Origin of the sequence: Rhizobium sp. AN80A, from assembly GCF_030053015.1 — a bacterium.
Classification (GTDB): domain Bacteria; phylum Pseudomonadota; class Alphaproteobacteria; order Rhizobiales; family Rhizobiaceae; genus Rhizobium; species Rhizobium metallidurans.
Genome location: NZ_JASJPX010000003.1, coordinates 2844019 through 2868289 on the forward strand (window position 1 = coordinate 2844019; position 24271 = coordinate 2868289).

The window sequence follows — 24271 nt, forward strand, 5'->3', positions numbered from 1 at the left end:
GGACGATATGACCATCAAACAAGCCATGGTGCTGGCTGCCGGTCTCGGCACCCGCATGCGCCCGATTACCGATACAATCCCCAAGCCGCTGGTGAAAATCGACGGCAAGGCCATGATCGACTATGCGCTGGATTCGCTCGCCGAAGCGGGCGTCGAGAAGGCGGTGGTCAATGTGCACCATCATGCCGACCAGATGCTCGACCATCTCAGCCGCTACAAGGCGCTCGAGATCATCATCTCCGACGAGCGCGCTGGCCTGATGAACAACGGCGGCGGTCTGGCGAAGGGCTTGAAGCTGCTCGATCGCGGCCCCGTGCTCGTCACAAATGCCGATCTGTTCTGGATCGGCGAGCAGCCGGACCGGCCGAGCAATCTGCGGCGCTTAGCCGGATTCTTCGATGCGCACAGGATGGACATGGCGATGCTGTGCGTCAATCTCCAGGACACGACCGGGCATAACGGCAAGAACGACTTCAACCGCGATGAGGCCGGCCGGCTGAGCCGTGTTCGTGCCGATGGTCCGGACCCCGTGGTCTATGCCGGGGCGATTGCCATGCAGACCGCGTTTCTCGACGACGCGCCTGATGACGCCTTCAATCTCAACATCTATTTCGACAAGGCGATCGCGCGCGGCCGGCTTTACGGCATGATGCTCGAAGGGCATTGGCTGACCGTCGGCACGCCCGAGGCGATCGGCGATGCGGAAGAGACGATCCGGCGTTACCGGGCGTTGGCGTAGGCCATGAGCGAGCGGCACCAGCCCAGCGTTCTGACAATACCGGCAGGGCTGCCCTTTCTCGCGACCTTGGCCGAGACGCTCTGCGACGGACGGCTGACGCCTCTGTTTCGCCACGACCCCGCCGATCCGCTGTCGCTCTCCAAGGTGACGATCTATCTGCCGACGCGGCGCGCGGTGCGCGTGCTGCGCTCGGAGTTCGTCGACCTGCTCGGCGGTCGCTCCGCGATCCTGCCGATCATCCGGCCGCTTGGCGAGACGGATGACGACAGCGGTTATTTCGACGAAGCGCTGCCGACGACGCTCGATCTCGCGCAGCCGCTATCGAACACCGCGCGGCTTTTGGAACTTGCGCGGTTGATCCTCGCCTGGCGTAACAAGCTGCCTGACATCGTGCGCAGCATCCATTCCGATTCGCCGCTCGTCGCACCCGCCAGCCCGGCGGACGCGATCTGGCTTGCCAGGAACCTGGCCGAGCTGATCGATTCCATCGAGACCGAGGATCGCGACTGGAGCGAACTTGCGACGCTGAGCGCGAGGGATCATGCGCTGTGGTGGCAGCTGACGGCGGAGTTCCTGCAGATCGCCAGCGCCTTTTGGCCGGAACGCCTGAACGAGCTCGGTAAATCCTCGCCGGCGCGGCACCGTAACGCGATCCTGAGGGCGGAAGCCAACCGGATCGCGACGATGCCGGAAAGCGGGCCTATCATCATCGCCGGCTCGACCGGTTCGGTGCCGGCAACGGCCGACCTGATCGCGGCGGTGGCGGCGCGGCGCGAGGGCGTGATCGTGCTGCCGGGTCTCGATGTCGGCATGCCGGATGAGCACTGGCGGATGGTCGCCCCCGACATGGCCGATGCCGCGAGCCGCAGCCATTCGCAATATGGCCTGGCGCAGCTTTTGAAGCGCCTGAGCCTGACGCGCGACGATGTTTCGACGCTTGCGAGCGCGCCCGACGCGCTTGCGGTGCGCGCGCAGATCCTCTCGCATGCGCTGTCGCCATCCGAGGCGACCAGCGACTGGAGCCGGTGGAAGGAAACGCTTTCGGAGAGCGACATCGCGGCGGCCTTCGCCGACGTATCGCTGATCGAAGCGGGTAATGAGCGCGAAGAGGCGACGGCGATCGCCATTGCGCTTCGGCTGGCATTGGAGCAGGCGGCCAAGGACAGCGAAAGCCGCGCGGCGCTGATTACGCCGGACCGCAATCTTGCCCGCCGCGTGATGGCAGAGCTGTCTCGCTTCGGCATCGTCGCCGACGATTCCGCCGGCACGCCGCTTGCAGCGATGTCGCAGGGAACCTTGCTGCAGCTGTTGCTCGAAGCAGCACTGAGACCGGGCGATCCGGTCGCGATCGTCAGCCTTCTGAAGCATCCCCTGGCGCGCTTCGGGCTGGAGCGCGGCGCGCTTTCAGAGGCCGTGGCGGCGCTCGAATTGCTGGCCTTGCGTGGCGGCGTGGCGGAGGTCGATATCAGCGCGCTTGGGCCGCTGCTCGAACACCAGCTCTCCGAACAGGCGCTCGACCGACATGCGCCGCATTGGCGCAAGGCGCTTCCTATCCACGCGGTCGATCTGGCGCGCGATCTCGCCCGCAGGGTCGGCGAGGCAACCGAGCCGCTCGCTTCCGCTCTCGTGCGCCACGACACCGCTAGCCGCGGCCTCACCACGCGCTTCACGCTCTCCGACTGGGCCGATCGCACCGGCCGCGCCATCGAGGGGTCGCACGCGACGAGAAGGGTGATCTCTCCGGGCTGTGGTCCGGCGAGGCGGGCGATACGCTGGCGACATTGCTTGGCGAGGTGATCGGCACCGACGGCCAGATCGAGGCGGACGGGGCGCAGTGGATCGATATCATGGCGGCGCTTTCGGCCGGACAGGCGGTGAAGCCGCAAGCGCTCAGCCATCCGAGACTGTTCATCTTCGGCACGCTGGAAGCCCGCCTGCAGAGCGTCGATACGCTGATCCTCGGCGGTTTGAACGAGGGCTCATGGCCGGGCCAGACGGCCAACAATCCCTTCATCTCGCGGTCGATGAAGACCGAGATCGGCCTTGAGCCGCCGGAGCGCCGTATCGGCCAGCTGGCGCACGACTTCGAGATGGCCAACGGAACGCGGCATCTCGTTTATACCAGGGCGCTGCGCAAAGGCTCGACGCCCACCGTCGCCTCGCGCTGGCTGCAGCGGCTGATGGCCTTTTGCGGGAAGAATTTCGAAGCCACGCTGAAGGATCGGGGAGAGCAGTTCGTGCACTGGGCGGGCCTGCTCGACGAGGGCCAGCGGCAAGCGCCGGCGCAACGGCCAAGCCCGACGCCGCCGCGCGAGGTGCAGCCGAAATCCTACTCGTTCAGCGAGGTTGGCCGGCTGCGGCGCGACCCCTATGCGATCTATGCGCGCCGCGTTTTGAAGCTCGACGCCGTCGATGCCTTCAACCGCGACCCTGGGGCTGCCGAGCGCGGGACGCTCTATCACAAGATCATCGACCGGTTCGTGCGCGAGGGCAACATCGCCGGCACGCCCGATGGGACGGCGGCGATGGAGCGCATCCTTACCGAGCTGTTCGACATGGAGCAGCTGCCGGCGCATATCGATGCCGTCTGGCGGCCGCGTTTTCGCGAGGTGGCGCGCTCCTTCCTCGCCTGGGAAGCGGAGCGGCGGCCGGGGCTGCAGCGGACGCTGACGGAAGTGCGCGGCGCCATGCAGCTCGAGCAGGTCGATATCCGGCTTAGCGGCGTTGCCGACCGGATCGACGTTACCGGCCCGCATTCCGCCGATCTGATTGACTACAAGACGGGCTACAACCCCTCGCCCGCGCAAGCGCGGGCGCTGCTCGATCCGCAGCTGGCGCTGGAGGCCGAAGTGCTGAAGGCCGGCGGCTTCATGGACGCGGGCAAGCTGGTGCCGCAGGACCTGCTCTATGTCAGGCTGCGGCCGGGGAGCCGGTTCCAGGTCGATACCGTCAATAACGAATTTTCGGCGCGCAGCGACAAGGCAAAATCGGCGATCGAACTTGCCGGCGATTCGATCGACCAGCTGGTGAAATTCGTGGCCCTGCTGCAATCCGGCGAGAAGGGTTTCACCTCGCGGCTTATTCCCGCCCAGCAATTCGAGTTCGGCGGCGACTATGACCACCTCGCCCGCGTCTCCGAATGGTCGACGGCCGAAAGCGACGAGGCCAGCAATGATGAGTGACGAAACGGCGCTCCCTGAGGGCGACGACCCGCACGACTGGACCAGCTGGACGACGGTGCAGCAATCGATCGCATCCGATCCGCGCCGATCGGCCTGGGTGTCGGCCAATGCCGGATCGGGAAAGACGCACGTTCTGACCCAACGGGTGATCCGGCTGCTGCTATCAGGTGCCCGGCCTTCGGCGATCCTGTGCCTGACCTATACGAAGGCGGCGGCCTCCGAAATGTCGAACCGCGTGTTCGATCGGCTGGCCGAGTGGGCTGTGCTCTCGGACGAGGAGCTCAGCAAGCGCATTGCCCAGATCGAGGGGACGCCGCCTGACATCCTCAAGCTCGCGGAGGCGCGCCGGCTTTTCGCCAAGGCGCTGGAGACGCCTGGCGGGCTGAAGATCCAGACCATCCACGCCTTCTGCGAAGCGCTGCTGCACCAGTTTCCGCTGGAGGCGAACGTAGCCGGGCACTTTTCCGTGCTCGACGACCGGGCAGCCGCGACACTGCTTGCCGACGCGCGGCGCTCGCTGCTGACGGCGACGACGCCCGAGGAAGACAGGGCGCTCGCGGACGCCTTCTCCTATGTTCTCAACCTCGGCGACGAATCCGGGCTGGAAACGCTGCTTGGTGAAATCGTCGCCAACCGCAATGCGATCAAGGCTTTCACCCAGGCCGCCGACCAGAATGGCGGCCTCGACAATGTCTTGCGCGCAGAGCTTGGCCTCTCCGAAGGTGACACGGAGCTTGCAATCGCCGGGCAATACTGGCCGCTGCCCGGTTTGGCCGGCGGTACGCTCAGCCTTTATTTGGAGCTCGCCGACAGCAAGGGCGGCGCCAAGGCGCAGGACGTGGCTTCCGCGCTGAAGAGCGTGGTGCGTGAAACGGATGTCCTTCGCCGGATTCCAACGCTGGAAAAGATCTTTCTCACCGGCAAGGGCGAACCGAAGTCGGACGGGCAGTTCACCGTGAAGGCGATGCTCGCCCAGGCGCCGGAGCTTGGCGACGCGATTGCCGCGGCGCGCGCGCATGTGGTCTCCTGCCGTGACCGGCTGAAGATCGTGCGGATGTTCGACGCGACGCGCGCTGCCCTTGTGCTCGCCGACAGGCTCAATCGCGACTACGACGACCTCAAGAAGCAGCGTAGCCAGCTCGACTTCGAGGATCTGATCACCCGCACCGCCGATCTCCTGAACAAGAGCGATGTCGGGCCATGGATCCACTACAAGCTGGATCAGGGCATCGACCACATTCTCGTCGATGAGGCGCAGGATACCAGCCCGATCCAGTGGAGCGTGATCCAATCGCTGGCGGAGGATTTCTTCTCCGGCGAAAGCGCGCGTGACGTGGTGCGCACGCTGTTTGCCGTCGGTGACGAGAAGCAGTCGATCTATTCGTTCCAGGGCGCGCGGCCCGAACGTTTCTCGGAAGAAAGCCGGCGCACGCGGCAGCGCGTGTCGCAGAGCGGCCGGGATTTCTCCTCGGTTCGATTGCCGCTCTCTTTCCGATCGACCTCCGACGTGCTTGCCGCCGTCGACCATATCTTCACCCCGCCGGACAATGCGCGCGGACTGAGCGCCGGCGGTGAGCCGGTGGTGCACCGCTCCAACCGTATCGGCCACCCCGGCGCCGTCGACCTATGGGAGATGATCGCGCCTGAGGTCGCGACCAAGGACGAGGACTGGACGGCGCCGTTCGATGCGACGCCGGAAAGCGCACCGGCCGCCATCCTGGCGCGGCGCATGGCGCATACGATCGACATGATGGTCGGCAAGAAGACGATCATCGAGAAGGGCAAGGAGCGGCTGATCGAGGCCGGCGACATTCTCGTCCTCGTGCGCAAGCGTGACGCATTCGTCAATGCGCTCACGCGCGCACTGAAGCGACGCGGCAATATTCCGGTTGCCGGTGCCGACCGGCTGCGGCTCACCAGCCACATCGCGATCCAGGATCTGGTCGCGCTTGGCCGCTTCCTGCTTCTGCCGGAAGACGACCTATCGCTGGCGGCCCTGATGAAGAGCCCGCTATTCGATCTCAGTGAAGACGACATCTTCGCGGTGGCGGCGCTGCGTGGCGACGGTCAAAGCGTATGGGCGCATCTTCAGGCCTATGCGGCGGATGGCAATGAGCGTCTTGGCGCTGTCGTTACTCGGCTCCAGCTGTTTCTTGAGGAATCGAGGAGCCTTCCGGTTCACGACTTCTACGCCCGGGTGCTTGGGGTTCATGGCGGAAGACGCCAATTTCTCGCGCGGCTCGGCACCGAGGCGAGCGACATTCTGGACGAGTTTCTCACCTTCACGCTCGACCACGAGACGGCCGCCCTGCCCGGCTTGCAATCGTTCATCTCGACACTTGAGCTCGAGGCGCCCGTCGTCAAGCGCGAGCAGGACAAGGGCCGCAACGAGGTCCGGATCATGACCGTGCACGCCTCGAAGGGACTTGAAGCGCCGATCGTGTTTCTGGTCGATGGCGGCTCGAAGGCGTTCACGCATTCGCATATGCCGAAGCTGCGGCTCCTGGAGCAGAGTGGTGACCGGCCGCCGCTGCCGGTCTGGGTGCCGCTCGGCGATCTCAGCAATTCGCTGACGCAGGCCGATGCCGCGCGTATCCAAGTGCTGGCGGAAGAGGAATATCGCCGGCTCCTCTACGTGGCGATGACGCGCGCCGCTGACCAATTGATCGTCTGCGGCTATAGGGGTGTGCGGCTCAACACCGACACCTGGCATGCGATGATAACGGCTGCGATGGACGACAGCCATCCGCATGTCGAAGCCGCCACCTTTACCGGGCCGGATGGCGACTGGCAGGGTGTCGAATGGCGCGTACCGACGATGGAGCGGATGTTCGAGCGCGCCGATCACGTCGAGCAGGCTGCTGCCCGCGATGCCTTGCCGTTTGACCTCAATCGCCCGCTGCCGCCGCAAAAGAAGCTCCCTCGACCCCTTAGCCCTTCCGGGGCCGGAACGATTATCGACGAGGAGGCAGACAATCTTCTCGTGGCCTCGCCGCTGTTTACCGACAAGCCGAAATCCGACCGGGCGCTGCAAAAGGGCCGGCTTCTGCACCGGATGCTGCAGACCTTGCCGGAGATACCACTGGTGGAACGAGCGGACGCTGCCAGGCGCTATGCCGAGCGCGCCGCCCGTTTCTGGCCGCAGAATGAGCGCGACAGGCTGATCGATTCGGTTCTGAAACTATTGGACGTGCCTGATCTGCAGCCGGTGTTCGAGGCCCATGCGCAGGCCGAAGTGTCGATCATGGGAACGCTTGCGCTTGACGGGCGTGACTATGCCGTTTCGGGTCGTGTCGACCGGCTGGCGGTGCTCGACGACCGGGTGGTCATCCTTGATTACAAGACCAATCGCGTGCCGCCGGATACGGCGGCGACCATTCCCTTCGCCCATCGGGCGCAGCTTGCCATCTACCAGACGATCATGGCGCCGCTCTATCCCGGCAAGCGGATCGACTGCGTACTGGTCTATACCGAGAACGGCTCCGTGCACACGCTGACGCCTGAGGCCATGGCATTGGCGCTTGCACAGCTCAAGACAAAGTGAAATACCGGTCATTGAAATCCCGCCGGCGCACCATCACATGTGCTTCAACAGGAATCCTTCAAAGGAGCGGCCTTATGGCTACCGTGAAAGTCGATATCAATAATTTCCAGGCTGAAGTTCTGGAATCCGCAGAACCCGTCGTTGTCGATTTCTGGGCTGAATGGTGCGGCCCGTGCAAGATGATCGCTCCGAGCCTCGAAGAACTCGCCGTCGAGTTCCAGGGCAAGGTGAAGGTCGCCAAGCTGAACATCGACGAAAATCCCGAGCTGGCCGCCCAGTTCGGCGTGCGCTCGATCCCGACGCTTGCCATGTTCAAGGCCGGCGAAGTTGCCGACATCAAGGTTGGCGCTGCTCCGAAGACCGCTCTTTCGAGCTGGATTTCCAGCGCTGCCTGATCGTTCAGGACATTAGAATGAAAAAAGCCCGGTCGATGCCGGGCTTTTTTCATTTGGGGGGTGTGCCGTTGTCGGCAAGTACGTCGCCAACAAGATAGAGCGATCCGCCAATCAGGATGCGCGGCGGCTGTTCCCGCTCGAAGGCGGTGTCCCCGATCGCTTCCAGCGCTTCGCCGACCGTGGACATCGGTTCGGCGACGAGACCGGCGTCATAGGCGGCGTTGGCGAGAATGACGGGGTCGATCATCGCGTCGCTGCCGCGAATGGGCACGCAGTAGACCTTCTCCGCCAGGCCCTTGAAGGCGTTGAAATAGCCGATCGGGTCCTTGGTATTGATCATGCCGATGATCAGGAACAGCGGACGCGGCTGCTTTTCCTCGAAATTGGCCATGGCTTCGGCGATGACCTCGCCGGCACCGGGATTGTGGCCGCCATCGACCCATATCTCGGCACCCGAGGGGGCGCTTGCCATCAGATTGCCATCGCTCAGCTTCTGCAGGCGGCCCGGCCATTCGACCGAGGCCATCGCCTTCTCCATCATCGCTTCGGTGACGGTGAAGCCCGCGGCCTTGACGGCGCGGATGGCGGCTGCGGCGTTGGCATATTGGTGGCGGCCGGGGAGCCTCGGCAGCGGCAGGTCGGCGAGGCCAAACTCGTCCTGGTAGACGAGCCGGCCGTATTCCTCATGCGCCATGAAATCCTGGCCGAAGGCGGCCGTCGGGCAGCCGAGACGCTCGGCGGTGGAGATCAGCACGTCGAGCGCCGCGTCATATTCCTGCTTGCCGATCACAACTGGGCATTTGCGCTTCATGATGCCGGCCTTTTCGGCCGCGATCAGTTCGACGCTATCGCCGAGATAGGGCTGGTGATCGAGCGAGATCGGCATGATCACCGATACGGCCGGATCGGAAATGACGTTGGTGGCATCGAAACGGCCGCCAAGGCCGACCTCGATGATGGCCGCGTCGGCCGGATGTTCGGAGAACAGGATGAAGGTGACCGCCGTCAGGATTTCGAAGACGGTGATCTTCTGGCCGGCATTGGCGGCGGCAACGCGGCGCAGGGCGTCTGCAAAGACCGCGTCATCGACGAGCTTTCCGCGACCGCCCTCGACGCCGATGCGGTAGCGCTCGTGCCAGTTGACGAGATGCGGCGAGGTGTGAACGTGGGCGCTATAGCCGCCCGCTTCCAGAAGCGCGCGGCAGAAGGCGGTGACGGAGCCCTTGCCGTTGGTACCCGCCACATGAATGACCGGCGGCAGCTTCTTTTGCGGATCGCCGAGAACGGCAAGCAGGCGGGTAATGCGATCCAGCGACAGATCGAAGCCCTTGGGGTGCAACCCCATGAGCTTGTCGATTTCCTGCGCTGCTTCGCTCACCGCGGTCTGACCTCTGGGTATCATCGCTCAACCCGCCTGTGATGTTCGCGGTCAGGCGCTTGCGGCGATCGCAAGCGTGCCGGTGTTTTCGTTGGCAACGGCAGCCGGCTTCTTCGTCAGGATCTTCAGGACACGCGCGAGCGTATCGGGAATGTCATGACGCTTGACGACCATGTCGACCATGCCGTGCTCAAGCAGATATTCCGACGTCTGGAAGCCTTCCGGCAGCTTTTCGCGGATGGTCTGCTCGATGACGCGCTTGCCGGCGAAGCAGATTTCGGCGCCGGGCTCGGCCATGTGGATATCGCCGAGCATGGCGTAGGAGGCGGTGACGCCGCCCGTCGTCGGGTTTGTCAGCACGACGATGTAGGGCTGGCCGGCTTCCTTCAGCATGTCGACGGCAACGGTGGTGCGCGGCAACTGCATCAGCGACAGGATGCCTTCCTGCATGCGGGCGCCGCCCGATGCCGGGAACATGACCAGCGGGCACTTCTCAGCGATGGCGCGCTCGAAGGCCTTGACGATCGCTTCGCCGGCGGCGATGCCGAGCGAGCCGCCCATGAAGTTGAACTCATGTACGACTGCGACGAGCTTCAGGCCGCGAACCTTGCCGACGCCGGCAACGATCGTGTCTTCCTGGTCGGTCTTGATGCGGCTGTCGCGCAGGCGATCCGTATATTTCTTGGAATCGCGGAACTTCAGCGGATCCTGGGCAACCTTCGGCTGGATCAGCGCTTCATAGGCGCCGTCGTCGAAGAGGTCGGTCAGGCGTGCCTTGGCCGGCATCTTCATGTGATAGCCGGAGGCCGGGATGACCCACTTGTTGTCCTCGAGATCCTTATGGAAGACCATTTCGCCCGTTTCCGGGCACTTGATCCAGAGGTTCTCCGGCACTTCGCGGCGGCCCAGCATGGAATTGATGCGGGGGCGAACGTAGTTGGTGATCCAGTTCAAGTCGAAAACTCCTGATTAACTCTTGCCAATGTGGGAAAACTATTCGGCAGCAACAAGGCGCGCCGAACGTGTTCCCGATGACAGCCCGCGAACGAGCGTTGCGACAGCCTGTACGGTATCGGCTGTCGCCTTCCCGTCCTTGGTCAGGCTGAGTGCTACCTGATTGACGATTGCCGTGCCGACGACGACGCCGTCGGCCGAGGCGCCGATGACCTTCGCATGATCGGCAGTCTTGACGCCGAAGCCGACGCAAACAGGCAGATCGGTGTGGTTCTTGATGCGCTTGACGGCACCGGCGACCAGAGTCGGATCCGGCAGCGCCGAGCCCGTGATGCCGTTCATCGAGACATAGTAGACGAAGCCGGAGGTGTTTTTCAAAACGGCCGGCAGGCGCCTGTCATCGGTGGTCGGGGTGGCCAAACGGATGAAGTTGATGCCCTTGCGCAGGGCGGGGATGCAGAGTTCGTCATCCATCTCCGGCGGCAGGTCGACGACGATGAGGCCATCGATTCCGGCCTCCAGCGCGTCGTCGAGAAACTGTTCGACGCCGTGGACATAGATCGGGTTGTAGTAACCCATCAGAACGATCGGCGTGTCGTTGTCGGTCTTGCGGAAGTCGGCTGCGAGCTGCAGCGTCTTCTTCAGCGTCTGACCGGCCTTCAGCGCACGCTGGCCGGCCATCTGGATCGCCGGGCCATCGGCCATCGGATCGGAAAAAGGCATGCCGAGCTCAATGATATCGGAGCCTGCTTCCGGCAGCGCCTTCATGATGCCGAGCGAGGTGTCGTAATCGGGATCGCCGCCCATGAAATAGGTGACCAGCGCCGGGCGGCCTTCTGCCTTCAGAGCGGCAAAGCGTTTGTCCATACGTGCGGTCATGACTTATGCACCCATTCCCAGAATCTTGCCGACGGTGAAGATGTCCTTGTCGCCGCGGCCGGACAGGTTCATCAGGATGATCTCGTCCTTGCCCATCTTCGGGGCGCGCTTGATGACTTCGGCCAGTGCGTGCGAGGGCTCGAGCGCCGGGATGATGCCCTCGAGGCGAGTCAGCGTCTGGAAGGCTTCGAGCGCTTCGTGGTCCATGATCGGCACGTACTCGACGCGGCCGATATCGTTCAGATAGGAGTGCTCGGGGCCAATGCCGGGATAATCGAGACCGGCCGAAATCGAGTGGCCTTCCTTGATCTGGCCGTCGCCATCCTGCAACAGATAGGTGCGGTTGCCGTGGAGAACGCCGGGCGAGCCCGCGGTGATCGAGGCGCAATGCTCGTCGCCCTGAAGGCCCTTGCCGCCGGCTTCGACGCCGACGATCTTGACGCTGGCGTCATCCAGGAAGGAATGGAAGATGCCGATGGCATTCGAGCCGCCGCCGACGGCAGCGACCACGAGATCAGGCAGGCGGCCTTCGGCTTCCAGCATCTGCTCCTTGGCTTCGGCGCCGATGACGGCCTGGAAATCGCGCACCATCTCGGGATAGGGATGCGGGCCGGCGGCCGTGCCGATCAGATAATAGGTGTCGTCGACATTGGTGACCCAGTCACGTAGCGCCTCGTTCATCGCGTCCTTGAGCGTGCCGTGGCCGGCGGTGACCGGCTTCACTTCGGCGCCCAGAAGCTTCATGCGGAACACGTTCGGCGCCTGGCGCTCGACATCGGTCGCGCCCATGTAGACGACGCAGGGAAGACCGAAGCGGGCGGCGACGGTTGCCGAGGCAACGCCGTGCTGGCCGGCACCGGTTTCGGCGATGATGCGGGTCTTGCCCATGCGCTTGGCAAGCAGGATCTGGCCGATGCAGTTGTTGATCTTGTGCGAGCCGGTGTGATTGAGCTCTTCGCGCTTGAAGTAGATCTTGGCGCCGCCAAGTTCAGCCGTCAGCCGTTCGGCGAAATAGAGCGGGCTTGGGCGGCCTATATAATGCGTGCCGAGATGCTTCAGTTCCGCCTGGAATTCCGGATCGGTCTTTGCCTTGTCCCATTCCGCCTGGAGGTCCAGGATCAGCGGCATCAGCGTTTCGGCGACGAAGCGGCCACCGTAAATGCCGAAGCGACCGTCCTCATCGGGGCCGGAGCGGAATGAATTGGGTTTTGGGGTCTCGTTCACTATCAACTCCCTGAGGCCATTTCAGGCCGGCAAGCCTGCTCGACCGCATCGAAAAACTCGTCAATTAGCGCAACGCTTTTCACCCCTGGCGCGCTTTCCAGGCCGGAGGACGCATCGAGCCCCGGTGCCTTGGTGATGGCAAGGGCTTCGGCGATGTTGTCCTTGTTCAGGCCACCGGAAAGCATGTAATCCACGGTGCCGTCAAGCCAGCTGAGCAACGTCCAATCGAAGGACACGCCATTGCCGCCGGGCAATTCCGATCCCTTCGGAGGCTTGGCATCGAAGAGGAAACGATCGGCAATGCCGATATAGGCTTCGACCCGCTTCAGGTCATCGGCGGTGCGGATCGAAAACGCCTTCATGACAGGCAGACCGTACACGGCCTTTATGGTCAAAACGCGCTCGGGGCTCTCGTCACCGTGAAGCTGAAGGATATCCGGCCTCAATGTTGCAACGATCTCGTCGAGATCGTCATTGGTCGGATTGACCACGACGGCAACGATCTTGGCGCGGCCGCGTATCCGGTCGGCCAGCCTGGCGGCGTCATCGGGCTCGATATAGCGCGGGCTCTTTTCGAAGAAGATGAAGCCGATATGGGTCGCGCCGCGCGTCACCGCGCGATCGATCGCTTCGGCCGTTTTCAGGCCGCAGATTTTGATATCCGGTTTCATGGCAGCGAAGTGACACGAAAAAGGCCGTGAGTCGAGCCAATTCCGAGTGCCGCGATATTTTGAACCGTGGCCTGTCAGTCGAAATCGATCGCGTGCAGCAGGCTGCCGTGCCGCTTCAGCCAGGATTTGGCATCCTCCATACCGGGGCACAGCTTCTCGCACAGTGCCCAGAAGCGGGGACCGTGGTTCATCTCCTTGAGATGGGCGACTTCGTGGGCGGCGAGATAGTCGACGACGGAGGGCGGCGCCATGATGATGCGCCAGGAGAAGCTGAGGTTTCCCTCGGCCGAACAGGAACCCCAGCGGCTGCGCGTATCCTTCATCGAGATCGACTTGATCGGCGCCCGGATCGAATGCGCATGGAATTTCGCCAGGCGCTCGAGATCTGCCCGCGCTTCCTTCTTCAGAAAGGTCGCGATGCGGCGGCCAAGATGCTCCGGCATGCCGCTCACCCGCAGCACCGGCCTGCCATCGATCGTGGTCGCTTCGGTCAATCCGCGCAGGCTGCCCGTATGCTGGATGCGATGGGACACGCCGCGAAACAGGATCGTGCCGCCTTCGCGAAGACCGGCATCGGTCGAGAACTTCGCGAGCTTGGTCATGAGCCAGCCCTGGTGACGGTCGAGGAAGGCATCGACATCGCGTCGCGCCAGGCCGCTCGGGATCGTCATCTTCAGGGCGCGGCCGCCGGGCTCGATGCGCAGCGTGATGCGGGTCGCGCGCTCGTGCTGCTTTATCGTCAGCGGCATCAGCCGTCCGGCAACGTCGAGCGTACGGGTCTCCGGCGGGACCGGTTTGCGGACGCTGCTGCGTGGCTTGGACAAGAGCGGGAACATCGGCATTTTCTATATGATTCGTCGCCAGTCCGGTCAAAGAAAAACCGGCACCTGAGGGTGCCGGCCGATGTTTTGATGCCGATCGCGGTTACGGCGCCTGGTATTCGGCAACCGGGCCGTCATCATCGCGGCGCGTGTTCTTGCGATCGCGCATATAGCGGTCGAACTCGTCCTGGTCCTTGGCGCGGCGAAGCTCGCGCACATAGGTTTCGAAGTCCTCGCGCATTTCATCGAGCTTGCGGCGTTCTTCCTCGAGCCTGTCGAGCTCGGCCTTGCGCCAATCGTCGAAGGCGACATTGCCCGTGGTGAAGTGCGGGCGATAGCGGCCATGCGAGCGTCGGCAGCCGGCGAAGAATCCATCGGCGGCGTTGTTGGCGTCGCGCTTGAAGCCGCGCAGACGATCCCCGAAGATGATGTAGGCGAGCATGGCGAGACCCAGAGGCCAGAAAACCACGAAGCCGAGGATCATCAGGGCAATGGTAGCCGGAGTCCAATCCGGGCGAAGCAATGCTGACTGGTTCATCGTGCGGTATCCTCGCATTTTCGCGCCCGGCGGAATGCCGAACGCTGGAAATCGATGTGGTTACCGTTCGACGCGGCTTCAAGACGATCTCCGGCCAAATCGGACAAGGTCTTGAAAGCAAAACATTAAATCAGATGATTGCGAATCAGTTGGATTTGCCGCCCTTGATCACGCGTTTGACCGCCGGCTTTCCCGCGCGGCCATGTTCACGAACAAAGTTGATGATGCGCGGCGCGATCTCGCGGCGGAAGCGGGAACCGTTGAAGACGCCGTAGTGCCCGACATCCGGTTGCAGGTAATGCATGCGCATATGCTCGGGAATATTGACGCAGATGGTCTGCGCGGCCTTGGTCTGGCCGACGCCGGAGATGTCGTCGTTCTCGCCCTCGACGGTGAGAAGCGCCACGTTGCGGATCGCCGTGGGGTCGACCAGCTTGCCGCGATGTTCGAGTTCGCCCTTGGGAAGCGCGTGCTTGATGAAGACCTGATCGACCGTCTGCAGATAGAACTCGGCCGTCATATCCATGACGGCGAGATATTCGTCGTAGAAGTCGCGATGCTTCTCGGCCGGCTCGCCATCGTTCTTCACCAGATGCATGAAGAACTCCTTGTGGGCAACCAAATGCCGGTCAAGGTTCATCGACATGAAACCGGAGAGCTGCAGGAAGCCTGGATAGACCGGCCGCATGAAGCCCGGCTGCGGCCAGGGTACGTTCATAATCACGTTTTCGGCGAACCACTCCAGCGGCTTGTCTTTGGCCAGCTGGTTGACGGCGGTCGGGTTGATGCGGGTGTCGATCGGCCCGCCCATCAGCGTCATCGACGCCGGCGACAACGGATCGTTGGCCTCTTCCATGACCGCGGCCGCCGCAAGCACCGGCACGGAGGGCTGACAGACCGCGATCACATGCGTGTCCGGCCCGAGGAAATGCAGCATCTCGATGACGTAATCGACATAGTCGTTGAAATCGAAGGTACCGTCGGTCATCGGCACCATGCGGGCGTCGATCCAATCGGTGATGTAGATATCCGCGTGCGGGAGGAGCGCCTCGACGGTGCCGCGCAGCAGTGTCGCGTAATGCCCGGACATCGGCGCGACGATCAGGATGCGCGGATCGGGACCGTGGGCGGCCGGAAGATTACGCGAGAAATGCAATAGATTGCAGAAAGGGCGCGCCCAGACGATCTCCTCGCGAACGGCGACCTTCTTGTCGCCGACGACGGTCTGCGGCAGATCAAAGGACGGCTTGCCGTAGCGGCGCGTGGTGCGCTCGAACATCTCGAGTGCCGCAGCCATCGTCCGACCCCATGGGGTCTGGGAAAGAGGATTGAGCGGGTTGGCATAGGCAAGCCGCATGATATCGGCGACGGCGCGGTAAGGCGCCATCGCGGCATGATTCAATTCGTAAAGCTGGTAAAACATGAGATGCATCACCTTTCTTTCATCTGGAAGATGACGCCTGCTGAAAGGCATCGAACTCTTTCCAACGATGTGCTGGCATCTCAACGCACAGTAACAGGTTTTTGTTGCACAGCAACATGAGCGATCCGCACCGCAATAAAGAAATGCCGGGGATTCTCTCCCCGGCATGATGCTGCGCTCAAATGCTTAACACTCGTCAAACGCCTAGAGATCGGCCTGAAATGTTTGCTTCTGCGTGCCGAGACCTTCGATACCGAGCTCGACAACGTCGCCGGCGCGCAGGAAACGCGGCGGCTTCATGCCCATGCCGACGCCGGGAGGCGTACCCGTCGAGATCACATCGCCCGGATGCAGCGACATGAACTGGCTGAGATAGGAAACTACGAAGGCAACGCCATAGACCATGGTCTTCGACGATCCGTTTTGCATGGTTTCGCCATTGACCTTCAGCCACATGCCGAGGTTCTGCGGATCAGCGATCTCGTCCTTGGTCACCAGCCATGGGCCGATCGGGCCGAAGGTGTCGCAGGATTTGCCCTTGGTCCACTGACCGGCGCGCTCGGTCTGGAAGGCGCGTTCGGAAACGTCGTGTGAGACGCAATAGCCCGCCACGTAGTCGAGCGCGTCGGCTTCGCTGACATATTTGGCGGTCTTGCCGATGACGACACCGAGCTCGACTTCCCAATCGGTCTTTTCGGAGCCGCGCGGAATGAGGACGTCGTCGTTCGGGCCGACGATGGCCGAGGTGGCCTTCATGAAGATGACCGGTTCGGGCGGTACCGTGGCGCCGGTCTCGGCGGCGTGGTCGGAGAAGTTGAGACCAATGCAGATGAACTTGCCGGTGCCGGCAACGCAGGCGCCGATGCGGGCTGGCTGAAGTTCGGGAAGGGTTTTCGGGTCGATCGCCGAGAGCCTGGCCAGACCTTCGGGCGAAATCGCCGCACCCGCGATATCGGACACATGACCGGACAGATCCCTGATCTTGCCGTCCGCATCCAGCATCGCCGGCTTTTCCCGGCCAATCTCTCCAACGCGCATGAGCTTCATCGAATTTCCTCCTCAGCGTGAGCCATGTGTTCATCACCTATGAACGAATTATTCACCGGTGTCATTACGGCTTTTCATGCCAGCGGTACGGTCCGATTACAAAAGCCGGCAAAAATTGAACGGCGCGGACACTGTCTTTCCGGCGCCAGTTGCACACATATCTTGACTGATCTCCGAGGGTGGCAAGAGTGCGTTTGCCGAGGAGATCACCTCGGCGCCCCGCCACCAACTGTCGGAAAGACCATGACAAAGAGCAACAGCCGCGAATCCCAATATCCAATCGAGCCGATCTTTCTCGACCGCTGGTCGCCCCGCGCCTTTACCGGCGAAATCATCGATGAGGCCCACCTCCTGACCGTGCTGGACGCCGCCCACTGGGCACCATCGTCCGCCAACCAGCAGCCGTGGCGCTTCATCTATTCGTTGAAGGGTTCGGACGACTTCGACAGATTTGTATCGCTCCTGGTGGACTCCAACCAGGAGTGGGCGAAGAATGCTTCGGCGCTCATCTTCGTGGTGTCGAAGGGCTTCAATGGCGACTTTTCCGAGGGGCGCAAGAGCTACACGCACTCTTTCGACGCCGGCACCGCGTGGGGCTATCTGGCGCTGCAGGCCAAGTTTTCCGGCTTCTACGCCCACGGCATGGGCGGCATCAAGCACGACGAGATCCGCGACACATTCGCCATTCCGGAAGGTTACCGCGTCGAAGCGGGAATTGCCTTCGGGCGCCTTGCCGACAAGAGCGTGCTGTCGGAACGCAACCAGGAGCGCGAATTCCCCAGCCAGCGCAAGCCGCTCGCCGAAGTCGCCTTCAAGGGCAAATTCGTAGCCGGATAAGAGCACAATAGAAAACGGCCCCGCGGCTGGTGAGCCACAGGGCCGTTCCTTGGATAACGCCAGCGATCAGATGTCGAGATTGGCGACGTTGAGCGCGTTTTCCTGGATGAACTCGCGCCGCGGCTCGACCTCATCGCCCATGAGGCGGGCGAAGAGACCATCCGCATCCGTGGCGTCGCTGACGCGCACCTGCAGCAGCGAACGAACGTTCGGATCGAGCGTGGTTTCCCAGAGCTGCTCGGCGTTCATTTCGCCGAGGCCCTTGTAGCGCTGCATGGTCAAGCCCTTGCGGCCGCTTGCGAAAACCGCTTCCAGAAGTTCGCGCGCACCCGACAGTTCCATGTTACCGTCGCGCCGCGTCAGCTTCGGCGGCGTCTGGTAGATTTCCTTCAGGCGAGCCGACATCTGGTCGATCAGGCGGGCATCCTGCGACCCGATGAGCGCCATGTCGAGAACCACGACTTCCTTGACGCCTCGAACCATTCGCTCGAGACGCAGGCCGCCTTCACTCGTCAGGCCGCCTTCCCAGCCACGCTCGGTTTCCTCAGCGATAACGTCGAGGCGACGCGCGACTTCGGCAACCAGTTCCTGGGCGCGGGCGCCATCGCTGATCGCTTCGGCGTTGAGCGCGCCGGCAATGGCCGCCTGCTCGACGACGGCGCGATTGTAGCGCGAATGCAGATTGTCGAGCAGCGCGCGCAGACGCAGCGCATCGACGATCACCTCGCGCAGATCCTGCCCGACGCGCACTTCACCGCTGCCGAGTGTCAACGCGGCGTCGTCGAGACCCTGGGCGATGAGGTATTCCTCGAGTGCCTTTTCGTCCTTCAGATACTGGATCGATTTGCCGCGCGACACCTTATAAAGCGGCGGCTGGGCGATGTAGATATGACCGCGCTCGATCAGTTCCGGCATCTGGCGGAAGAAGAAGGTCAACAGCAGCGTTCTGATGTGGGCGCCGTCGACGTCAGCGTCCGTCATGATGATGATCTTGTGGTAGCGCAGCTTGTCGGCGTTGAACTCGTCCTTGCCGATGCCGGCGCCGAGCGCGGTGATCAGCGTGCCGATTTCCTGGCTCGACAGCATCTTGTCGAAACGCGCGCGCTCGACGTTCAGGATCTTGCCGCGCAGTGGCAGAATGGCCTGATTTTCGCGCGAGCGACCCTGCTTGGCCGAACCGCCTGCCGAATCACCCTCGACGAGGAAGACTTCGGACTTGGCGGGGTCGCGTTCCGAACAATCGGCGAGCTTGCCGGGAAGCGAGGCAATATCGAGCGCGCCCTTGCGGCGCGTCAGCTCACGCGCCTTGCGGGCGGCTTCGCGGGCAGCGGCGGCTTCGACCACCTTGCCGACGAGGATCTTGGCGTCGGCCGGATGTTCTTCCAGCCAGGTGCTCAGCGCTTCGCTGACGAGATTTTCGACGACCGGACGAACTTCTGATGAAACGAGCTTGTCCTTGGTCTGCGACGAGAACTTGGGATCCGGCACCTTGACCGACAGGACAGCGGTCAGGCCTTCGCGGCAGTCGTCACCCGTCAGAGAAACCTTCTCCTTCTTGGTGATGCCCGAGGTATCGGCATAGGAGGTGATCTGACGGGTCAGCGCGGCGCGGAAGCCGGCCATGTGGGTGCCGCCATCACGCTGCGGGATGTTGTTGGTGAAGCAGAGCACATTCTCGTGATAGCTGTCGTTCCACCACATCGCCACTTCGACGGTGATCCCATCCTTTTCACCGCGAATGGCGACCGGGCGCTCGACCAGCGGCTTCTTGGCGCGATCGAGGTAGGACACGAAGGCTTCGAGGCCGCCATCATAAAGCAGTTCTTCCTGACGCACGTCGGAATGACGCTTGTCGGTCAGGAGAATGCGGACGCCGGAATTGAGGAAGGCCAGTTCGCGCAGGCGGTGTTCGAGCGTGTTGAAATCGAACTCGATCATCGTGAAGGTTTCGGAGCTCGGCATGAAGCTGACTTCGGTGCCGGTCAGGCCACCGGAATCACCGGTTTCCTTGAGCGGGGCGTCCGAAACGCCATGCGTGAAGCTCATCTCGTGGATCTTGCCCTGGCGACGGATCTTCAGCTTCAGCCAGACGGACAGCGCGTTGACGACGGAAACGCCGACGCCGTGCAGACCTCCGGAGACCTTGTAGGAGTTCTGGTCGAACTTACCGCCGGCGTGCAGCTGGGTCATGATCACTTCGGCAGCGGAAATGCCTTCGCCGCTGTGAATGTCCGTCGGGATGCCGCGGCCGTTGTCGGTCACGGTGACGGAACCATCGGCATTGAGCGTGACGGTGACGATGTCGGCATGACCGGCCAGGGCTTCGTCGATGGCGTTGTCGACGACTTCGTAGACCATGTGATGCAGACCGGAGCCGTCATCGGTATCACCGATATACATGCCGGGGCGCTTGCGCACGGCGTCAAGACCTTTCAGGACCTTGATCGAGTCTGCGCCATACTCGGTGCTAACGCCGTTTTCCGTCGCGGGTGTATCGGTCATATTGTCGAGAATTCCCTGTTGTCGATGCCGTGGTGACACGCGGGCGAATCACCGGCCTTAATCACGTTGAATATAGGGTTTTTGCATGAAGTTCCCAATGCCGGCGGTCGCCAAGAGCGCATAAAACAGGGGATTATGACCGTTTTCCGTCGGCGTTTTCCGCATTTTCAAGAACCTCCGACAGTTTTGCCAATGTCGCCTCATCCAGATGGCGAATAGACCCCGCCAAGCGGTTGGCGAAGGTCGTGTACTCGGCCGCCAAACCCGAGGTATCGATGACAATTCGCGGATCGGAAAAGCGCGCGATCAGGAACAGATCGTCGGCTTCGTCCCAGATGATGTTGAAGTAGCCGGCGATGCGCTGCAGAAGGTCGAAGGTCGGAACGCCACGCTTTCCGTGCTCGAGTGCCGAGAGATAGGCCGGAGAGACGTTCAACGCTTCCGCCATCTGCTTCTGCGACACCCCCTTGCGCTCTCTCAGCTTGCGGATCGCTTCCCCGAACGGCGTCATAGCCGATCGCCTACGCGACGAGACAAGCGGATGTAGAGCGCGCCCTCGCCGCCATGATGCTGCGCCGCCGCCTCGTAAGACGAGATGAGGTAGCGAAATTCGGGCTTGGAGAACCACATCGGCACGGCACGTTTCAACGCGCCATCGCTGCCGAGCGAACTGCCCTTGCCCGTGATGACGAGGACATGGCGCATGCCACGGTCATGGGCCCGCATCAGGAATTCGAGCAGCATGATGTGCGCTTCGCTCTGAACCAGGCCGTGGAGATCGATGCGGGCTTCGAGCGCTAGGCGGCCCTTGGCGATCTTGCGTTTGACCGGGCGCTCCAGCGGATGATGGATACCGCCCGCGGGCTTCGGCGCCGCTGACGGTTCCAGCTGACCGCCGGCGCCGGCGGCCGACTTTGGCGCGGCGGCTTTCAGGGTGGCGGCATCCGCTTCCTTTTCGGCTTCGACCAGGAAGGCATCGAGTTCGTTCATCGCGCCGGTGTTGCCAGGCATCGGCCGCGTGCTGCGCGCGACCTTGCCCCACAAGATGCGTTCGTCGGCGCTGAGCTTGCGATCCTTCGCCATCACGCAAACCTCACGGCGGCTTTGTTCGGAATGAGGATCGCGAAATCGGCATCGTGGCGCACGGTGCCCGCAAGCTCGCCGGCCGCGTCACCGGAGCCGGTGAAAATATCGCCGCGCGCAGGGCCAACGATGGCCGAACCGGTGTCGAGCGCCAGCATCAGGCGCTGGAAGGGCTTTCCGCCCTGCAAATGCAGGAGGCCTTGCGACTGGATGTAGAACGGAAAGCCGAAGGTGTGGATCATGCGATCGACGGCCAGCGACCGCCCTGCGATCAACGGTACCTTGGCGGCCGCGACCGGGCCGGCAGCCTCGTTGTCGACCTCGACCTCGCGGAAGAAAATGTAGGATCGGTTGTGCGCGAGGATGTCGTCGACGCGGTCGGGATTAGTCGCCAGCCAATGCCGGATCGATTGCATAGAGATGCTCGCCCGGTCGATCTCGCCGAGATCGATCAGCAGTTTGCCGATCGCCGAGAATGGATGGCCGGCCTTTGCCGCATAGGTGATGCGCCCCGTGCGGCCGTCGGGATAACGCAGGCGCGCGGCGCCCTGGACATGCACGAAGAAGACATCGACCTTCGATTTCGCCCAGGCGATCTCCAGCCCCTGCCCTTCCAGCGCACCCTTGTCGATGGCGGCACGGTCGAGATAATGCCCGACCGTTCCCTCACGCAATCGGCCGAACATGTAGCTCGTATCCATCGTGGCGGGGCGGTTCTGATCGTCGAGGTCGATGAGGTCATCAGGGCGGCGGTAGAACGGGAACCGGTATTCGTCGTCGGGCGCAGATGAAACAGCTATCTCGGGCTCGTAAAAGGCAGTGACGAAACCGGGCTCGCCGTCGGTTCGCCTGATGGCGAAGGGACGACAGTGCGCTTCGAAGAAAGCGCGCGCCTCGCTTGCCGATATCGGCCGTGCGTCGCGCGCTGATCGCAGCAATTCGAGAAGATCGGCGCTGGTCAGGCCCAGCGATCCGGTGCGGTAGGGTTTGGTCTCTTCAATATGGTGGCGGCAGGCTTCCATAGCCTCGAAAAGGCTGGAGGGGTCGTCATCCCTCCAGCCTTCCAGGTCGTCAAAGCCTATCGCCTCGAGGGCAAAGCCTCGTTCATCATCACTCATGTTCCGATTCGGTGGCCACGAGTTTCCAGTTCGGATCGCGCGAGCGGGTGTCGCGGGCGAATGTCCAGAGGTCGCTGATTTCGGCAACCGTCTCCGCGTCACCGTCGACAAGGACGTCGGCCTTGTCATAGGTCGCGGAAATCATCTGGCTGATGATGCGCAAGGTGATCTGCGCTTCGCTGCCATTGACCTCGACATTCTTGATTTCGGCCTTGTCGATACCGACAAAGGTCGACTTGACCTTCTCGCCCTTGCTTTCGCGATCCGCGATCGCCGCGTCGAAGCCCTCGTAGACTTCCTTCGACAGCAAATTCTTCAGCGTCTTGCGATCGCCATCGGCAAAGGCCATCACGATCATTTCATAGGCCATGCGGGCGCCGTTGACGAACTCCTTCGGGCTGAAGGAGGGATCGGCCTTGTTCATTTCCCGCAACGATTCATTGAGCGGCGTGCCGGCTGGCGCGAAGGCATCGATCGCCGCGAAACGGTCTTCTTCCTCGCCGGCTGCATCGCGCCGCGGCAGCGTTACTACCTTTCCGGCATCCTGCGCCTCGGGACCGGCGGCATCGCGCGGCGTATAGAGATCGCGCGGCGGCTTCTCATTGCCCGTGCGTCGACCAAGGACGTTGCGAAGCTGCAAAAATATCAGCACCGCCGCCACGAGAAAAAACAAAGTGATGAAGTCGTTTGAACCCATATCCCGCCGCAATCTGTTAACATCTGGAATTTCTATACCCATATAGTCTGCATATACAGATGATTCAAATGGGTCCGGTACGTTGGACCGATTTCAATGGAGCCGGTGAGAGCCGGATAGACATAATGCGCCTCACAATGCTGCCTGGTTTTCTGTTGCTGATGCCGTTGGCCGAGATCGCGGGCTTCGTGATTGTCGGCAAGGCGATCGGTCTTTGGGCAACGCTCGGACTTGTCATGCTGAGTTTCGTGGCCGGCATGATGCTGTTGCGACGGCAGGGTATCGGCATCCTGAAACGCATGTCCATGGAGGGACGCACCGGCGCGATGCCTGGGCGCGAGCTGCTGCGGCCAGCGATGTTCGTCATCGCCGCGCTGCTCCTGATCATCCCGGGCTTCATCAGCGATATCGTCGCGCTGCTCATCTTCATCCCAGCGGTGCGGGATCTTGCGTGGAACTACGTGAGCCGCCGTTTCGTGGTAGTCGGCGCGTCCGGCGGCCCGTCCCGGACATCGCCGAAATCCCCCTATCGCGATAACAACGCCAATGTCGTCGATCTCGATGCGGAGGATTATCAGCGCGACCCGAACGGCAAGTCGCCGTGGTCCGGCAAAAGCCTTGGCGAATGAGGCTCTTGCCGGAGCCTTTCCTGATTACCGCCGGCTGGCCTAGGGTTGTAACGACATCGTCGAAATGATAGATGCGGCGAAATCCAATGCCCTCGAGGAAAAGCCAATGGACAGCGAAAACAGCAATAACGGCGCAACGAGCCCGAGCCTCACCATCCTAGCACAGTACACCAAGGATCTTTCCTTCGAGAATCCTGGTGCACCGCGTTCGCTGCAGGCCCGCGACAAGGCACCGGCCATCAACATCAATGTCAACGTCAACGCCAACCCGCTTTCCGACACCGACTTCGACGTCGTTCTCTCCTTGAACGCCGAAGCCAAGGAAGGCGACAAGACGGTATTCCACACGGAGCTCGTCTATGGTGGCGTCTTCCGGATCGCCGGCTTCCCGCAGGAACACATGCTGCCGGTTCTCTTCATCGAGTGCCCGCGCATGCTCTTCCCGTTCGCGCGCCAGATCATCGCCGACGTAACCCGCAACGGCGGCTTCCCGCCGCTGATGATCGACCCGATCGATTTCTCGCAGATGTTTGCCCAGCGTGTTGCCGAAGAGCAGGCCCGCGCCAAGGTGCAGGCAAACTAATTCCTGATCAAATGACGACCGAGATGC

General features: G+C 62.5%; 20 protein-coding genes and 1 pseudogene. 7 read left to right on the forward strand and 14 right to left on the reverse strand.

The window, feature by feature from the left end:
- Window positions 1–7: 7 nt before the first annotated feature.
- The 4 genes and pseudogenes from P3R82_RS25735 to trxA all read left to right on the forward strand — a co-directional run bounded on the left by P3R82_RS25735 (window position 8) and on the right by trxA (window position 7860).
- A complete protein-coding gene (locus P3R82_RS25735) occupies window positions 8–739 on the forward strand; it encodes a nucleotidyltransferase family protein (protein WP_283195834.1) in 732 nt (243 codons plus the stop codon).
- A 3-nt stretch (window positions 740–742) separates the two neighbouring features.
- Window positions 743–3921, forward strand: a pseudogene (addB, locus tag P3R82_RS25740) (double-strand break repair protein AddB).
- Window positions 3914–7465 carry a double-strand break repair helicase AddA gene (addA, locus tag P3R82_RS25745; RefSeq protein ID WP_283195835.1) on the forward strand — a complete coding sequence of 1184 codons (3552 nt, stop codon included), beginning with the start codon at window positions 3914–3916 and terminating at the stop codon, window positions 7463–7465. The pseudogene addB and the gene addA overlap by 8 nt, the downstream one beginning before the upstream one ends.
- 74 nt (window positions 7466–7539) lie before the next feature.
- Complete coding sequence (gene trxA / locus P3R82_RS25750) at window positions 7540–7860, forward strand: thioredoxin (protein ID WP_018901140.1); 321 nt, start codon at window positions 7540–7542, stop codon at window positions 7858–7860.
- 49 nt (window positions 7861–7909) lie between these two features.
- Here the strand turns inward: trxA and P3R82_RS25755 are convergent, their stop codons facing one another.
- The 9 genes from P3R82_RS25755 to P3R82_RS25795 form a co-directional block, all read right to left on the reverse strand.
- The gene (locus P3R82_RS25755) at window positions 7910–9262 is read right to left on the reverse strand and encodes a folylpolyglutamate synthase/dihydrofolate synthase family protein (protein WP_283195836.1); all 1353 of its coding nucleotides are present in this window, start codon (window positions 9260–9262) and stop codon (window positions 7910–7912) included.
- Window positions 9263–9289: 27 nt separating this feature from the next.
- Window positions 9290–10192, reverse strand: coding sequence for an acetyl-CoA carboxylase, carboxyltransferase subunit beta (accD, locus tag P3R82_RS25760; RefSeq protein WP_047509149.1), 903 nt, complete (start codon window positions 10190–10192; stop codon window positions 9290–9292).
- 39 nt (window positions 10193–10231) lie between these two features.
- On the reverse strand, window positions 10232–11071 hold the full coding sequence (trpA, locus tag P3R82_RS25765) for a tryptophan synthase subunit alpha (RefSeq protein WP_283195837.1): 840 nt from the start codon (window positions 11069–11071) through the stop codon (window positions 10232–10234).
- Between the two features lie 3 nt (window positions 11072–11074).
- Window positions 11075–12295 carry a tryptophan synthase subunit beta gene (gene trpB, locus P3R82_RS25770; RefSeq protein ID WP_283195838.1) on the reverse strand — a complete coding sequence of 407 codons (1221 nt, stop codon included), beginning with the start codon at window positions 12293–12295 and terminating at the stop codon, window positions 11075–11077.
- Window positions 12296–12297: 2 nt separating this feature from the next.
- Window positions 12298–12966 (reverse strand): phosphoribosylanthranilate isomerase, encoded by a 669-nt coding sequence (locus tag P3R82_RS25775; protein ID WP_283195839.1) that lies wholly within the window; start codon window positions 12964–12966, stop codon window positions 12298–12300.
- Between the two features lie 74 nt (window positions 12967–13040).
- Window positions 13041–13802 (reverse strand): M48 family metallopeptidase, encoded by a 762-nt coding sequence (locus P3R82_RS25780; RefSeq protein WP_283195840.1) that lies wholly within the window; start codon window positions 13800–13802, stop codon window positions 13041–13043.
- Between the two features lie 88 nt (window positions 13803–13890).
- A complete protein-coding gene (locus P3R82_RS25785; protein ID WP_183900090.1) occupies window positions 13891–14325 on the reverse strand; it encodes a DUF2852 domain-containing protein in 435 nt (144 codons plus the stop codon).
- 145 nt (window positions 14326–14470) lie between these two features.
- Window positions 14471–15748: a polyhydroxyalkanoate depolymerase gene (locus P3R82_RS25790; protein ID WP_283195841.1), complete on the reverse strand. Its 1278-nt coding sequence runs from the start codon at window positions 15746–15748 to the stop codon at window positions 14471–14473.
- A gap of 204 nt (window positions 15749–15952) precedes the next feature.
- A complete protein-coding gene (locus tag P3R82_RS25795; RefSeq protein WP_283195842.1) occupies window positions 15953–16795 on the reverse strand; it encodes a fumarylacetoacetate hydrolase family protein in 843 nt (280 codons plus the stop codon).
- A gap of 243 nt (window positions 16796–17038) precedes the next feature.
- Between P3R82_RS25795 and P3R82_RS25800 the strand changes: the two genes are divergently transcribed.
- Entirely contained in the window at window positions 17039–17632 is a 594-nt protein-coding gene (locus P3R82_RS25800) for a nitroreductase family protein (RefSeq protein ID WP_283195843.1), read from the forward strand.
- A gap of 66 nt (window positions 17633–17698) precedes the next feature.
- Here the strand turns inward: P3R82_RS25800 and gyrB are convergent, their stop codons facing one another.
- From gyrB to P3R82_RS25825, 5 genes are all read right to left on the reverse strand, one after another.
- On the reverse strand, window positions 17699–20134 hold the full coding sequence (gyrB, locus tag P3R82_RS25805; protein ID WP_183900082.1) for a DNA topoisomerase (ATP-hydrolyzing) subunit B: 2436 nt from the start codon (window positions 20132–20134) through the stop codon (window positions 17699–17701).
- Between the two features lie 133 nt (window positions 20135–20267).
- Entirely contained in the window at window positions 20268–20645 is a 378-nt protein-coding gene (locus P3R82_RS25810; RefSeq protein ID WP_018901128.1) for a helix-turn-helix transcriptional regulator, read from the reverse strand.
- The gene (locus tag P3R82_RS25815) at window positions 20642–21217 is read right to left on the reverse strand and encodes a Smr/MutS family protein (protein ID WP_283195844.1); all 576 of its coding nucleotides are present in this window, start codon (window positions 21215–21217) and stop codon (window positions 20642–20644) included. Before P3R82_RS25815 ends, P3R82_RS25810 begins: the two co-directional genes overlap by 4 nt.
- Window positions 21217–22335, reverse strand: a complete 1119-nt coding sequence (locus P3R82_RS25820) for a murein transglycosylase A (RefSeq protein ID WP_283195845.1) — start codon at window positions 22333–22335, stop codon at window positions 21217–21219. Before P3R82_RS25820 ends, P3R82_RS25815 begins: the two co-directional genes overlap by 1 nt.
- Complete coding sequence (locus P3R82_RS25825; protein ID WP_183900079.1) at window positions 22328–23032, reverse strand: Tim44/TimA family putative adaptor protein; 705 nt, start codon at window positions 23030–23032, stop codon at window positions 22328–22330. The genes P3R82_RS25820 and P3R82_RS25825 overlap by 8 nt, the downstream gene beginning before the upstream one ends.
- Before the next feature lie 125 nt (window positions 23033–23157).
- On the opposite strand from P3R82_RS25825, the gene P3R82_RS25830 reads away from it, so the two are divergent.
- Both P3R82_RS25830 and secB read left to right on the forward strand, forming a co-directional pair.
- A complete protein-coding gene (locus P3R82_RS25830; protein WP_283195846.1) occupies window positions 23158–23661 on the forward strand; it encodes an FxsA family protein in 504 nt (167 codons plus the stop codon).
- Window positions 23662–23767: 106 nt separating this feature from the next.
- Complete coding sequence (gene secB / locus P3R82_RS25835; RefSeq protein ID WP_018901123.1) at window positions 23768–24244, forward strand: protein-export chaperone SecB; 477 nt, start codon at window positions 23768–23770, stop codon at window positions 24242–24244.
- The last annotated feature ends 27 nt before the right edge of the window (window positions 24245–24271 follow it).

What these genes read in the sequence shown, in the direction of transcription:
- P3R82_RS25735 (WP_283195834.1), top strand. Translation starts at nt 8, where the DNA reads ATGACCATCAAACAAGCCATGGTGCTGGCTGCCGGTCTCGGCACCCGC.
- P3R82_RS25800 (WP_283195843.1), top strand. Translation starts at nt 17,039, where the DNA reads ATGACAAAGAGCAACAGCCGCGAATCCCAATATCCAATCGAGCCGATC.
- P3R82_RS25830 (WP_283195846.1), top strand. Translation starts at nt 23,158, where the DNA reads ATGCGCCTCACAATGCTGCCTGGTTTTCTGTTGCTGATGCCGTTGGCC.
- gyrB (WP_183900082.1), bottom strand. Translation starts at nt 20,134, where the DNA reads ATGACCGATACACCCGCGACGGAAAACGGCGTTAGCACCGAGTATGGC.
- P3R82_RS25825 (WP_183900079.1), bottom strand. Translation starts at nt 23,032, where the DNA reads ATGGGTTCAAACGACTTCATCACTTTGTTTTTTCTCGTGGCGGCGGTG.
- P3R82_RS25785 (WP_183900090.1), bottom strand. Translation starts at nt 14,325, where the DNA reads ATGAACCAGTCAGCATTGCTTCGCCCGGATTGGACTCCGGCTACCATT.
- trxA (WP_018901140.1), top strand. Translation starts at nt 7,540, where the DNA reads ATGGCTACCGTGAAAGTCGATATCAATAATTTCCAGGCTGAAGTTCTG.
- addA (WP_283195835.1), top strand. Translation starts at nt 3,914, where the DNA reads ATGAGTGACGAAACGGCGCTCCCTGAGGGCGACGACCCGCACGACTGG.
- P3R82_RS25820 (WP_283195845.1), bottom strand. Translation starts at nt 22,335, where the DNA reads ATGAGTGATGATGAACGAGGCTTTGCCCTCGAGGCGATAGGCTTTGAC.
- P3R82_RS25810 (WP_018901128.1), bottom strand. Translation starts at nt 20,645, where the DNA reads ATGACGCCGTTCGGGGAAGCGATCCGCAAGCTGAGAGAGCGCAAGGGG.
- P3R82_RS25755 (WP_283195836.1), bottom strand. Translation starts at nt 9,262, where the DNA reads ATGATACCCAGAGGTCAGACCGCGGTGAGCGAAGCAGCGCAGGAAATC.
- P3R82_RS25815 (WP_283195844.1), bottom strand. Translation starts at nt 21,217, where the DNA reads ATGGCGAAGGATCGCAAGCTCAGCGCCGACGAACGCATCTTGTGGGGC.
- P3R82_RS25775 (WP_283195839.1), bottom strand. Translation starts at nt 12,966, where the DNA reads ATGAAACCGGATATCAAAATCTGCGGCCTGAAAACGGCCGAAGCGATC.
- P3R82_RS25780 (WP_283195840.1), bottom strand. Translation starts at nt 13,802, where the DNA reads ATGTTCCCGCTCTTGTCCAAGCCACGCAGCAGCGTCCGCAAACCGGTC.
- trpA (WP_283195837.1), bottom strand. Translation starts at nt 11,071, where the DNA reads ATGACCGCACGTATGGACAAACGCTTTGCCGCTCTGAAGGCAGAAGGC.
- P3R82_RS25795 (WP_283195842.1), bottom strand. Translation starts at nt 16,795, where the DNA reads ATGAAGCTCATGCGCGTTGGAGAGATTGGCCGGGAAAAGCCGGCGATG.
- P3R82_RS25790 (WP_283195841.1), bottom strand. Translation starts at nt 15,748, where the DNA reads ATGTTTTACCAGCTTTACGAATTGAATCATGCCGCGATGGCGCCTTAC.
- secB (WP_018901123.1), top strand. Translation starts at nt 23,768, where the DNA reads ATGGACAGCGAAAACAGCAATAACGGCGCAACGAGCCCGAGCCTCACC.